At 64.6% G+C, this 11,706-nt stretch carries 11 protein-coding genes; 1 reads left to right on the forward strand and 10 read right to left on the reverse strand.

Annotated elements, in window-relative coordinates:
- Positions 1-255: 255 nt before the first annotated feature.
- Positions 256-2,208: an asparagine synthase (glutamine-hydrolyzing) gene (gene asnB / locus AVT10_RS11210; RefSeq protein ID WP_084401619.1), complete on the reverse strand. Its 1,953-nt coding sequence runs from the start codon at positions 2,206-2,208 to the stop codon at positions 256-258.
- A 40-nt stretch (positions 2,209-2,248) separates the two neighbouring features.
- Here asnB and AVT10_RS11215 point away from each other — a divergent pair, with 40 nt between their 5' ends.
- On the forward strand, positions 2,249-3,568 hold the full coding sequence (locus AVT10_RS11215) for a lipopolysaccharide biosynthesis protein (protein WP_066691164.1): 1,320 nt from the start codon (positions 2,249-2,251) through the stop codon (positions 3,566-3,568).
- Here the strand turns inward: AVT10_RS11215 and AVT10_RS11220 are convergent.
- The 9 genes from AVT10_RS11220 to AVT10_RS17835 all read right to left on the reverse strand — a co-directional run bounded on the left by AVT10_RS11220 (position 3,519) and on the right by AVT10_RS17835 (position 11,463).
- A complete protein-coding gene (locus AVT10_RS11220) occupies positions 3,519-4,325 on the reverse strand; it encodes an NTP transferase domain-containing protein (protein ID WP_066691167.1) in 807 nt (268 codons plus the stop codon). The two genes, AVT10_RS11215 and AVT10_RS11220, sit on opposite strands and share 50 nt — an antisense overlap.
- Entirely contained in the window at positions 4,301-5,206 is a 906-nt protein-coding gene (locus AVT10_RS11225; RefSeq protein ID WP_066691170.1) for a hypothetical protein, read from the reverse strand. Before AVT10_RS11225 ends, AVT10_RS11220 begins: the two co-directional genes overlap by 25 nt.
- A complete protein-coding gene (locus AVT10_RS11230) occupies positions 5,203-6,264 on the reverse strand; it encodes a diacylglycerol/lipid kinase family protein (RefSeq protein WP_066691173.1) in 1,062 nt (353 codons plus the stop codon). The genes AVT10_RS11225 and AVT10_RS11230 overlap by 4 nt, the downstream gene beginning before the upstream one ends.
- A gap of 160 nt (positions 6,265-6,424) precedes the next feature.
- Positions 6,425-6,898 (reverse strand): DUF2141 domain-containing protein, encoded by a 474-nt coding sequence (locus AVT10_RS11235; protein WP_232307986.1) that lies wholly within the window; start codon positions 6,896-6,898, stop codon positions 6,425-6,427.
- 40 nt (positions 6,899-6,938) lie between these two features.
- Positions 6,939-8,060: a CDP-alcohol phosphatidyltransferase family protein gene (locus AVT10_RS11240; RefSeq protein WP_157092758.1), complete on the reverse strand. Its 1,122-nt coding sequence runs from the start codon at positions 8,058-8,060 to the stop codon at positions 6,939-6,941.
- A 4-nt stretch (positions 8,061-8,064) separates the two neighbouring features.
- Positions 8,065-9,117: a hypothetical protein gene (locus AVT10_RS11245; protein ID WP_232307987.1), complete on the reverse strand. Its 1,053-nt coding sequence runs from the start codon at positions 9,115-9,117 to the stop codon at positions 8,065-8,067.
- 98 nt (positions 9,118-9,215) lie between these two features.
- Positions 9,216-9,929 carry a phosphocholine cytidylyltransferase family protein gene (locus tag AVT10_RS11250; protein WP_066691192.1) on the reverse strand — a complete coding sequence of 238 codons (714 nt, stop codon included), beginning with the start codon at positions 9,927-9,929 and terminating at the stop codon, positions 9,216-9,218.
- 3 nt (positions 9,930-9,932) lie between these two features.
- The gene (locus AVT10_RS11255) at positions 9,933-10,748 is read right to left on the reverse strand and encodes an HAD family hydrolase (protein WP_232307988.1); all 816 of its coding nucleotides are present in this window, start codon (positions 10,746-10,748) and stop codon (positions 9,933-9,935) included.
- A gap of 64 nt (positions 10,749-10,812) precedes the next feature.
- The gene (locus AVT10_RS17835; RefSeq protein WP_198158567.1) at positions 10,813-11,463 is read right to left on the reverse strand and encodes a TetR/AcrR family transcriptional regulator; all 651 of its coding nucleotides are present in this window, start codon (positions 11,461-11,463) and stop codon (positions 10,813-10,815) included.
- Positions 11,464-11,706 lie beyond the last annotated feature (243 nt).

Genomic DNA, 11,706 nt, shown 5'->3' on the forward strand with positions numbered 1-11,706 from the left:
ACAGGTCACTCATCCCGGTCTCCTTGCGGAGCCTGAATCAGATCGCGACGCTCACATCAATGGGTCCTGACCCTAGCCGCCGCGAGCTTGTTCGGGCTTCACCCGGACGATCGAAGCCTTCAAAGTCGACGGACTCACTAGGCCGACCGACCAGCACCAGCATCACCTCGACGATCGCCGACCCCATTCCGGCACCCCGCATACCTTCCTGCCACTTCCCCATTCCGGCGCAAGACCGTGACGGATCAGCCGGGATCAGGGCATACGACGATCATACCAGAGTGCAAAAATTGCGATGGCGTAGAGAATGCGGCCATGATCGCGGCGGCCGGTGCGATGTTCGAAAAACAGGGTATCGATCGCATCCGGGTTCAGCAGGCCGGACGATCGCAGGCCGCCATCGTTCCACATCTCCTCGACATAGCCGCCGAAGTCGTCGGCGAACCATTCAGCCAGCGGCATCTGGAAACCCTGTTTGCGGCGGTCGAGGATATTGGCGGGCAGCCACGGGGCCACGGCCTCGCGCACCGGCCATTTCCCCAAGCCGCCGCGCAGCTTGATCTGCCCCGGCATCGCCAGCGCGAGCGACACCATCCTGTGCGACAGCATCGGCACTCGGACTTCGAGGGAATGTGCCATGCTCGCCCGGTCCACCTTGGTCAGCATCGCACCGGGCAGGTTGAGCTGCAGATCGCACATCGCGAACTGATCGAGCGGATCGGTGGAGATTGCGTCGGGATCGGGACAGAAGGATCGCGCCATGTCCGACAACGCGGCTGGACCGTCGCGTCCGTCGAGCGCGGTTCCGGCGAAGAGCCGCCGTCGCAGTTCGGGCGTGGTTATCTGCGTCTTGGAAAAGAAGCGTGCGACGCCATCGGCCAGCCCCAGCCCCGCCGCGGTCTTCTGCCAGCGCTGGAGCCGGCGGTTCGCACCCGCCCACGGCAAGGGCGGGATTCGCGCTGCATGGCGGGCCGCGCCGCGCACCACGGCCGGCAGCCGCCCGAGCCGGCGTTCGGTCAGATGCCGTTTGTAGCCGAAGAACAACTCGTCGCCGCCGTCCCCCGACAGGGCGACCTTGACGTCCTGTGCCGCCAGGCGGGAAAGATACCAGGTCGGCACGGCGGAAGGGTCGGCAAAGGGTTCGTCATAGACGCGCTGGATCGCGGGCAGGACCGTTCGTGCATCGTCGGCGTTCAGTCGCATCGTGCGATGCCGACAGCCCAGATGATGCGCCACCGCCTCGGCATAGCGCGATTCATCGTACCGCGGATCATCGAAGCCGATGGTGAAGGTGCGGACAGGCCGATCGGACACGCGCGCCATCGACGCGACGACCGCCGATGAATCCACGCCACCGGACAGGAACGCACCGACTTCGACGTCGGCACTCAGCATCTGGTCCCGTATTGTCGCCAGCCACGTATCGCGAAAGGCGTCGATCCATCCGGCATCGGTCCGCGATTCGTCGTGCGTATAGCGTGCGGTCCAGTATCGATGATGTTCCGCTGATCCTTGCGCGCCAAGTTCCAGCGTCGCTCCCGGTTCGAGCATCCGGACCTGACGATAGATCGTCGATGGCCCACGCATGTGGCCGAAGGTGAAATATCCGTGGACGGCATCGGAATCGATGTCGAACGTCATCCCCGGCAGCGCCAGTATTGCCTTCAGTTCCGACCCGAACGCCAGCGTATGTCCGTTGATCGCGTAATATAGCGGTTTGATCCCGATGGCGTCGCGCGCCAGCGTCAGACGCCGCGACGACCGGTCCCAGATCGCGACGGCGAACATGCCATCCAGACGTGCCCACGCATCGCGCCCCCATTGCCGCCATGCGGCCAGCACGACTTCGGTGTCGCCATCGGTGGCGAAACGGTGGCCGAGCGCGGCGAGTTCGTCGCGCAGGCGGCGGTAGTTATAGATTTCGCCGTTGAAGACGATCGCATGGCGACGATCGGCGCTGTGGATCGGTTGATCGCTGCCGGCAAGATCGACGATGCTCAGCCGCCGCATCCCGAACCCGAAATCTCCGTCAACCAGCACCCCGTCGCTGTCCGGGCCGCGGTGCAGGATCGCATCGCATTGCCGACGTATCGTCGCGGCGACGACTGGACCACGCCCGCGCGCATAATATCCCGCGATCCCGCAAATGGGGCTTCTCCTCGATCGAACGCGCGGTCTGTAGGCCCGCGCATCGGCGCTGTCACCCATGCGACTTGCTCCGCCCCATCGCGACTTCTAGGCGATTGCCATGAAGGAAACGGAAAGCGCGCAGGCGGGGTCGGGAAGCAGCCTCATCCACGCCGCGTTACGCAATCTCGGCTGGCTGCTCGCCAGCCGGGGCGTGCTGGCACTGTTGTCGCTCGTCTATCTCGGCCTTGCGACCCGGACGCTCGGCGTCAGGGACTTTGGCCGTTTCGCGCTGGTAACGGGTGCCGCGCAGGCTCTGGTTCTGTTCGTCGGGTTTCAGACGTGGCAGGTCGTCGTGCGGTATGGCGTCGAACATTTGCGGTGTGGCGACCGTGCAGCGCTCGGCAGGTTGTACCGTGCCTGTATCCTGCTCGACGCGACAAGCGCCGTGGTCGGGATCGCGCTCACCGTCGCGATCCTGGTGTTCTTTGGCGATGCGATGGGCATCGAGGGCAGCATGATGGGCGACACCGTGATCTTCGCGGTGGCGCAGATCATCACCGTCCGTTCCGCCGCCGTCGGCATCCTGCGCCTGTCCAGCCGCTTCCGCGAAAGCGCGACGGCGGACAGCGTGACGCCGGTCGTCCGGCTGACCGGTGCGGTGATCGCTACGATATTCTATCCGACGTTGCAGGCGTTCCTGGTGACATGGGCGGTGGCCGAAGTCGCCACCGCCGCCGCCTATTGGTGGCTGTTGGCGAAGAACGGCGATCTGAAGATCATCCGCGAGGGACCGGTCGCGCTAGACGCGCTTCTGCGCGAAAATCCGCAATTGTTCGGTTTCCTGGTCAACACCAATATCAGCTCGACACTGGGACTGGCGAGCAAGCATGTGCCGCTGCTGTTCGTCGGCGGCTTTGTGGGACCGGCCGCCGCCGGGGGATTTCGGCTCGCCATCCAGTTGGCACAGGCGCTGGTGAAATTCTCGCAACTATTGTCGCGGGCGGCGTTTCCCGAACTGGTGCGCGCGATGCGACAGGCACGCTCGGCGACGATGGCCCGATCGTTGCGACGCGGCTTTGTCGCATCGGGAGCGGCGGGCCTCGCCATCCTTGGCCTGATCGCGCTGACGGGACGTCCGCTGCTGACGGCGGTGGGCGGCGATCCCCGCTATGCAGCGGCCTATCCGTTGCTGGTGTGGATGGTGGCGGCGGGCGCGATCGATCTGGCGGTCGTCACGTTCGAACCGGTGCTGATGGCGGCGCACCGTTCGACTGCGGCGATGGTGTCGCGCATCGTCGGCGCGGCGGTGCAGATGGCAACGATGATCGTCCTGCTTCCCGTGATGGCGGCGGAAGGGGCAAGCATCGGCGTATTCGCCGGTTCGCTGGTCAGCGCGGTGCTGCTGAGCCTGTCGGTCGCGCGGCTGCTGCGCCGCTGATCCGTGCACGCACGAAGGCGAGGTCGTCCGGGCGATCGACGTCGACCGCCGCCAGTCCGTCGATCGCCGGCACCACCACCGCCCGTATCCCGGCGCGTCGGCCCAGCGCGTCCACGGCTGCCGCCAGCGTCAGCCGTCCCGTCAGATAGCGTATCAGCAATCCCGGCCCCAGCCGCAGCACGATCCGCCATGGCCGCTTGCGATCACGCTCCACCCTTTGCCAAAGGTCGATCATGCCCGCCGCCCTGGGGGTGGCGAGATAGAACAGGTTGCAGCCCGACCAGTCGCCGTCGGCGAAGCGGAGATAGGTGCGGCGCGACCCGGGTGCAGCTTCCTCGATAAGGTCGCGGCGGGCCAGCAGCACGGCGACATCCGCGTCGGGCGGCGTCGCGGCGAGAAAAGCCGTTATCCATTCCCCGCGCAACAGCGCGTGATCGGCGGTCGTCACCAGCAACGGCGCGCCCAGTTCGGCGAAGGCGACGGCGGTGCTGCCGCTCGGTCCCGCTTCGGCAGGCAACGGTCGGGCACCTGCCCGTCGCGCTTCGGCGACGACGGCTGCGGCGTTCGCCGATACCGCGATACGGGTTCCGCCCGCGGCCCCGATCGCCGATACGACCCGCGCCAGCATCGTCGTTCCACCGACGTCGACCAGCGCCTTGTCCGACAGCCCTTCGCTCACGGCCACCGGGTCCGCTTCCCCCCGCGATCCCGCGAGCACAAGCGCCGACCAGCTCATCGTCCCGCCCCGGAGCGCCATACGCGCCACAGGACACCCGGCGCGGACAGGATGGGGTGGCGTTCGCGCCACGGGGTCAGCGCCACGCGGACGCCGGTATGTCGTTCGATCTTCCACAAGGCATAGCGCGCCGCGCCGTCGAACGTGAACGCGGCCTTGATAAGCCGGGCAGCGTTCAGCCAGCGTCCGAAGCCCGCCCGGGCGCACCACGCCCCGGCAATGATCTCGATCTGGCCCTGCCGCAGCCGGGGAGAGATGTAGCCGTCACGTTCCTCGAACGCGATACCCGCCTTTTGCCATGCCAACGGCAACAGGCGTTCGTAGCGTGCCGGTTGATGGGCGACGATCTGTTCGTGCCGACCGGGCGCCTCGACGCGCAATTCGGTATCGTAGGTCGCCTTGAACAGCGACCGCCAATAGTCGAGCGGCCGGGCCGTCACCGGGCCGTGCAATGCGGCGAAGGTCGCGGCGGTGACGGCGGCGAGCGCGATCGCATCGACGACCCGGTCGCGCACCGACGCATCGCGTGCCGACAGCAGGGCGGAGGGTTGCACGAACCGGGTCCAGATCGTCGTGTCGAGCAGGACGCCCGATGCCGACTTGCGAAAGACGTCCAGCGGCATGGTCGCCACCTTGGCCCGGACGATCTGCCGCGCAACGTCGATCTCGTGATAGCTGATATCCGGCCACAACATCGACCAGCCGGGACGGGAAGACGATGGCGATGCGCGCAGGACATAGAAATCCTGTACGCCGTCGAGGTCGCCGGTGCGCAGCGTCGAGCCGTAGAAAAGTACCGCGTCCCCTTGCAACCGTTCCATCAGCACCCGTGCCACCGTCGTGATGACAGCGGATTGCGGCTCGGACAGTTCGGTCGCGATCAGGGCACGCAGCGACGTCACGGAACGACGAAACGAAGCGGAGTTCCGGCCCGGACCGACATGGTGCCACCCGGGAACAATTCCCCGTCGAGAATGAACCCGTTTTCCAACGTGACCTGCGATGGTTTGAGGTCGTTCAGGCGGTGATATCCCATGCGGTTGAGCCACCCGGACTCCCGGCCCATCAGGATGGCGGGGGCGACGACCGGCATCAAGCGGGGCGGCGCGTCGATCGCCAGCCCGTTCAACCCCACGCCGTCCCGCCCCAAAGGTCGCAGGCCGAGCGGAAACCGCCGAAGCGTGGACAGCAGCATGAGGTAGAACCGCCGTTCGCACATCTCCCCGGTCACTTCGTTCCGGCATGCCATCATCTCGCCCGCGCGCCACGGATTGCTCCGTTTGCCCAGACACGTCTGCAACACCCCGCCTAGCACCGACAGCCCGACGGCCGTGCCGTTGAACACCCCCATCCGGTGGGCCCCCTGCGCCAGCATCGTCGCACGAACGAAAGCACCGGCACCAAGGATGAAGCCGCTGAGCGGAACCTCGGTACCGTCATAGGTGATTTCTATCGGCGCGCGTTCGGCGATAGTGCTTTTGTGGAATGCCGCGACGATCGCGTCGAGATTCCATCCCGCCGGGATACGCAGGTCGTTGGCCAGCGCGTTGGTCTTGCCATTCGGCATCACGCCGATCGGTGGCATCCGTTCGCGGAACATCGGCCGGGCGGCGCTCATCACATCGCGCACCGTGCCGTCGCCACCGTCGATGACCAGCAGGTCGACCTGCGCCTGGGCGAAGCTTTCCAGCGCGTCGACCATCCGTTCGCGCGTGTCGGGAGCAGCGTACAGGATGTTCCGATTGTGCCCGTGGTCGTGCCCGTGTCGGGCGGTGCTGCGATGACTGCGCTGGTTGGCGATGACGGCAATGCGGGGACGCGCCGCGTCGAGCGGCACGGCTTGCGGGCGGAGACGCACAGGCATCTGGATCATCCGTCCGGTCAGGCCGGACAGCAGCGGCAGCAGATCGTCATTGGCCAGCGTCCGCGCGAAGCGATTCTCGGACGGAATGTCGACCATGGGTCGCAAAACTGTAGCATCGCGCATGTACGTTACTTTCAGCAGGATCTCGACCCGATTGCCGTAAAGTACACGGCAGGGTTTCCTTTTGCGATACTTCCGGCGGACCTGCAAGCATTACGAACGGCTGAAATTATATCCCGACCGGCTGGCAGCACGGTCAGTTCGGATAGCGCGTCCGTATGAAGATGCTTCGGCCGTCGGCCGGTGCCGCGAAGCGGGCCGCACTAAATGCCGGCAGCCCCATCGTCGCAGGCGCATCGTTGGAGAAGCCGAACCCTTCTTTCGGCCGGAACAGCGTCCGGTTGAAATCGCGGTCGCCATTCTCGTCATGATAGGTCGCGACCGCATAATGGCCGGGTGCGACCCAGAAACAGCCTGTGGTCCGTGACAGGCGCGCCGCCGTCCGCACACGCAGCAGTTTTCCGCCCTTGGCGAGGAAACGCTTCCGATCGTCGGGATACAGAGTGAAGACGACTTCGCCCTTTGTGCTTCGTATCGCCGTCGCCACCAGCGTAAGCCTGATCTTTCCCGCACCAGAGGTGCCCGCACAATCCTCCGCCTGCGCAATACCGGGCATCCCCACCATCGTGACGAGCGCGGCAAGTGATACGAGTGCGGATTTGACTGGCATATTCATTACATGGGATCGACACGCCGTCGCGCAAGCCGCGTCATGCGAGCCAACTGACCATCGCATCGCCGCGTCGCGCCCGTGCCATCGCCTGCATCAGTCGGACCAGATGGACCAACAGCGAGGTCATCGTCCACCATGCGACCGCGACGATTCCCCAATCGGGCCGCGCGACCAGTATCGCCGCGAACAGGATGACCATGTTGGGATTGCGCCGTGCGGTGACGAGCCGGAAACGGCTGTCGAACGGTCGCCACATATGGATGTGCATGCCGAAGCGGACGATGAACGCCCCTTCGATTAGGCGTTGCGCGACATAGCCGAACAGCATCGCCGCCATCACGCCCCAGAACACGTCATCCGTCAGCGGCCGCCCATAGGCCGCGCATCCAACGCCCCATGCGTACCACCAGATCGGCGGATGGACGAGATCAACGCCGTGATCCCACGCATTGCCCAGTTTCGAGGACGTGATCGTGCAGCGTGCCAGCTTGCCGTCGACCGTGTCCAGCACCATGAAGATCAGTCCGGTCGCCATGCCGGTCCAGAACCAGCCATGCCAGAACGCGATCGTCGCCACGATGCACAGCACCGATCCGATCGCCGTGACTCCGTTGGGGGACAGGCCGATGCGCGCCGCGATGCAGGTCAGGACGAACGCCCATTCGGGCCACAGATATTTGGTCAGCACATCGGTGACGCCCTTGTAAGCACCGACATAGCTCGCCCGTTCGATCGCGGGGACGTTGGCTGGCACCAGCCGTTCGGCAAACGGGCGTTCGCGCTTGCGCAACGCCTCGTCGAAGATGCCGCCCTCGTCCTCCGCGGGCAGGATCGTCAGATGGGGCGGCAGCGTCGTGCCCTGTGTCATGGCATCGCGCACAGCCATACGGTCCGCATCGGCGACATGCGCGAGAACGGCCACGCCGTCGCGCGTCAGTACGCAGTCGCGGCGACCGCGCAGATGGCGCATCCATGCCGGATCGAACGCATATTCGAGGTTGGCGAGCAGGACCGTGTCGCCTGCGGTTCCGCTGTCCGGCAGGCCGAGCGCGCTGGCGATGCGGCGCAGCCGTTCCCGCGCGTCCATCCCCCACAACAAGGTCGGGTTGTCCCCGACCGGTTCGACACGGGGGAAAGGAAGGTCGGTGGTATCCGGCATGATTCTACCTGTTTGGCCGCCCGCGTTCCGGCACGGCGTCGTTCAGTATCGCGAGGATTACCTCTGCCGCCCGCGCCGCGCCCGCCCCGCTCGCATCCCCCGCCGCCGCCTGCGCGATCGCCTGCTGGACGGGGGCGAAGCGGGGATGGGCCGCCCGCGCGCCGTCGATCGCGGCGGGCAGGTCGTCGAGCGTGCGTACCACTTCCCCCGCATGCCACATCGCAAACGCGGGATCCGCGCGCCAGTCGCGCTCCGCCGGGTCAAGTAACACCGCCGGGCGTGGACGGACGAGATATTCGATCAACTGGCTCGACGTGTCGCCCAGATACAGGTCGGCCATCGCGGTATAGCTGCCGTCGACCCCGGCGAAGCTGTCGAGATCGCAGTGAACATGCGTCAATCCGGCGACCTTCGCCAGCACCTCGCGAAGGTCGGGTGCCTGTTCGATCAGCCTCTGATGCGGCGCCAGGATCACGTTCCAGTCGGTTCGGGCGACGAGCATCGCCACGATCTCTCGCCCCCAGGCGGGCCATGACGAGCGGTGCGCCTGCCAGTGCGGGGTATAGAGGAGGACCGGCCGATCCTGTGCGAACAGCGTACGCACCGGGGCGTGGTGAGTGAACGCCGCCTTCACATAGCCGGTGGCGGTGATGCGATCGGGCGCGATGCCCCGCTTGAGATAGGTTTCGCGTTCCTGCTCGCTGGGAACCAGCGTATGGAACGCGGCGCGGCGACGCGGATCGTCTCGCGCGCTCATCGATCCGACCCCGTGCGATGTCTTGACGTATCGGGTTGCCCGCCACGGCATCAGGCGCGGCAACCACAGACTGGTCTGTTCGGCACAGACCACCACCGGCGTCCTGGCAAGGCGCGGCGCAAGGCGGAACAGCATCGGCAGCTTGGACGGCAACACCGGATTGCGCCCGACTTCGTCGCCGTCGTCTCTTCGAAAGCCGGGCGCGCGACGAATGACGATACCGGGGGCATCGAGCAGCGCCGTCCAGCGCCGCAACAGCCGTTCATGCACCGACGTCGATACCCACAGATCGATCGCCACCGTGCTATCGGCAGCGGCGAGCGCCTCCACGATTGGATACAGGTGCGGTATTAGCAACGTTTCGCCAAGGAACAGGAAAGCAATTGACCGACGCCGCGTCATTGCCCCCGTCTCGCCGTCCACCGCAGGATATCATCGGGCCGATCAATCTCAATCCAGTCGCCACTGGTTTCGACGAGCGCCTCAACCGGTTCGGTCTGCGCCAGCGCACTGATCACGTCGTGATGATAAGCGGCGTAACCATCCGCCTCTCCAATCACACGGGCCAGCGCATCGCCATACCCGCTGTCCCGAGCGCCAACGATGATGCCCAATGAACGATGGGTTGCGTACGAGGTTGCAAGGCTTTTCGAAACGCGGATCACGGCACCCTCATCCACCCGGACGAGCATGTCGTCCTCTTCCGGCACGCCCAACGGCTCGACCACCAGTCCGACGCTGCGCGGTGGAACGGCGATCGCCCGTTCGATAATGGCGGATGCGAAGCTGCTGTCGCCGTTCATCAAGCAGAAGGGATTGTGCAGGACGTCACGCGCCGCCCAAACGCTGCCGATGCTGCTTGCCACCGCCCAGAACGGATTGAAGCGCAGTTCGACCTCGATGGGTAGATGCCGTGCCGCAAGGTGGCGTTTGATCTGGTCGGCGCGATAGCCGACCACGACCATCGCCCGCGCGATACCTGCCTGCGCCAGCGCGGCGAGTTGCTGGTCGAGGATTGTGCCGTTCGCCATCGGGACGATGGATTTCGGCATGTCCTGCGTGAGCGGCAACAGGCGCGAGCCGCGCCCGGCACTGAGGATGACGGCCTGCACGAGTCAGGCCACGACCGCTGTCGTCAGGTTCCAATCGAGCGATGTCCAGTCATGTTGCCCGGCGAGGGCGCGCATCGACCGGTTGCCGTTCACCGCGATTCCTCGGTCGGCGAACGCTAGGCAAGGCGCGTCGCTGGCATGATCGGAATAGAAACGAACCAGCAAATCCTCGCGCGCGAAACCCTGTCCCGACAGCCAAGCGCTGACCGCGGCCAGCTTCGCTTCACCATATACATTCGCACCCGCAAGCCGATGGGTGATGCGATTGCCGCGCCGTCGCGCCTCGGTCGCGATGACATCGCTAATACCCAGTCTGCGCGCGATGGGTTCGGCGTAGAAACGATGCGCGGCGGTAGCCAGAACGATGCGATGCCCGGCGGCGCGGTCTGCCGCAATCTGCAGCAGCGCGCCGGGGCGGATGCCGTTACGCACGACATGATCGGCAAAGCTTCCGGCCCATCGATCGATTACGGCCTGCCGCGTATCGCGTCCGATGAGCACGCCGTGCATCACCTCCTTGATGCGGTCGCGGCTAACCCATCCAACCGCCCTGCCGATCGCGACCAGCATCACGAAGGGGACCAGCACGATGCGCCATGGGCAATACCGTAGTATGGTCCTCGCGAGGAACCACGACCAAGTCGGAAAGCGGGTTACGGTACGGTCGAGGTCGTAGAAGCAGATCGTTGGTTTTGCCGACTTGCCGTGTACGCTCGCAAGGTCAGCACACAATGCGTCGAATGCCGGCCGACCTGCCTTCCGATCGCCCATTGGCACATTCCCTGCGATCACGGGCGCTACGCCTATGCCGTTCAACATGTACACACGATAGGATACTTTCAGAAACGGTACAAGCTACCACCCGCCTTGGAAGGCGGTGCCGTTAACCGGTGTCCGAGGGACATCCGCCGTTCGCCAGCGCGAGGAAGCAATTCCATCGCGAGCGGAAATGATCTTCCTGCGTCTGTCCGACGAACACCAGCAATTCATCGAGGTGCAGGCGTCGCCGATGCATCGCTCCGTTCATCAGATCGATGAGCAAACCCGCAAGTCGCTCGGGCGGCAGCAACGGCAATTCGCCCAGCTTCTGAGCACGGCCTATCAACTGAAGCGCAATATCCATCATTCGCATATGCCATCCAGACAATTTCGAGCGCAGGCACGGATCATCGATTGATTCGAAGCACAGATAATTGAGAAAGGATGCGTTATCTGGCTCGACAACATAATCGAAAAACGACCTTGCCCAGCATTGCAACTTTCCGATAGGCGATGCTTCGTTAGTTGAACTAAGAATACCGTCCTGAAGTCTATCTATTTCCTGATCTACTACAATGTCGGCAAGTTCGGACTTGCTACCGAACTGGCGATATATCGTGCGTTTCGTGACGCCAGCCAGTCTCGCGACTTCATCAACTGACAGGCCGCTGATACCGGTGACGCGCAACAGGCCCAGCGTCTCTTCCATGACCCGGTTACGCAGGCCTGCCGCTTCCTCCAATGTCGGTCGTCCGAAGCGACGGGGCGGTTCCATCTGACAGATATTCCAATGAGTATAGGATTCGAAGCTATCGCGGGACCTCATAGCCCACCAGATGCAAAGACTAAACAGCCAGTATCCCAATCGGCCGACATCGACGGGCTCAGGCGGCGTGCAATCGTCGCGTCGTCAAGTTGAAGCCGACCCCCGACAATCCTTTTATTAGCTGTTTGCGCGGCGGAAGTTCGAATGGGACTTTGCGCTTAGGGTCAGGACTCGTTGATCACAGCCAGAAGA

Origin of the sequence: Sphingomonas hankookensis, from assembly GCF_001619955.1 — a bacterium.
Classification (GTDB): Bacteria; Pseudomonadota; Alphaproteobacteria; order Sphingomonadales; family Sphingomonadaceae; genus Sphingomonas; species Sphingomonas hankookensis_A.

What these genes read in the sequence shown, in the direction of transcription:
- AVT10_RS11220 (WP_066691167.1), bottom strand. Translation starts at nt 4,325, where the DNA reads ATGGCGCTCCGGGGCGGGACGATGAGCTGGTCGGCGCTTGTGCTCGCG.
- AVT10_RS11235 (WP_232307986.1), bottom strand. Translation starts at nt 6,898, where the DNA reads ATGCCAGTCAAATCCGCACTCGTATCACTTGCCGCGCTCGTCACGATG.
- AVT10_RS11240 (WP_157092758.1), bottom strand. Translation starts at nt 8,060, where the DNA reads ATGCCGGATACCACCGACCTTCCTTTCCCCCGTGTCGAACCGGTCGGG.
- AVT10_RS11215 (WP_066691164.1), top strand. Translation starts at nt 2,249, where the DNA reads ATGAAGGAAACGGAAAGCGCGCAGGCGGGGTCGGGAAGCAGCCTCATC.
- asnB (WP_084401619.1), bottom strand. Translation starts at nt 2,208, where the DNA reads ATGGGTGACAGCGCCGATGCGCGGGCCTACAGACCGCGCGTTCGATCG.
- AVT10_RS11230 (WP_066691173.1), bottom strand. Translation starts at nt 6,264, where the DNA reads ATGGTCGACATTCCGTCCGAGAATCGCTTCGCGCGGACGCTGGCCAAT.
- AVT10_RS17835 (WP_198158567.1), bottom strand. Translation starts at nt 11,463, where the DNA reads ATGGAACCGCCCCGTCGCTTCGGACGACCGACATTGGAGGAAGCGGCA.
- AVT10_RS11255 (WP_232307988.1), bottom strand. Translation starts at nt 10,748, where the DNA reads ATGTTGAACGGCATAGGCGTAGCGCCCGTGATCGCAGGGAATGTGCCA.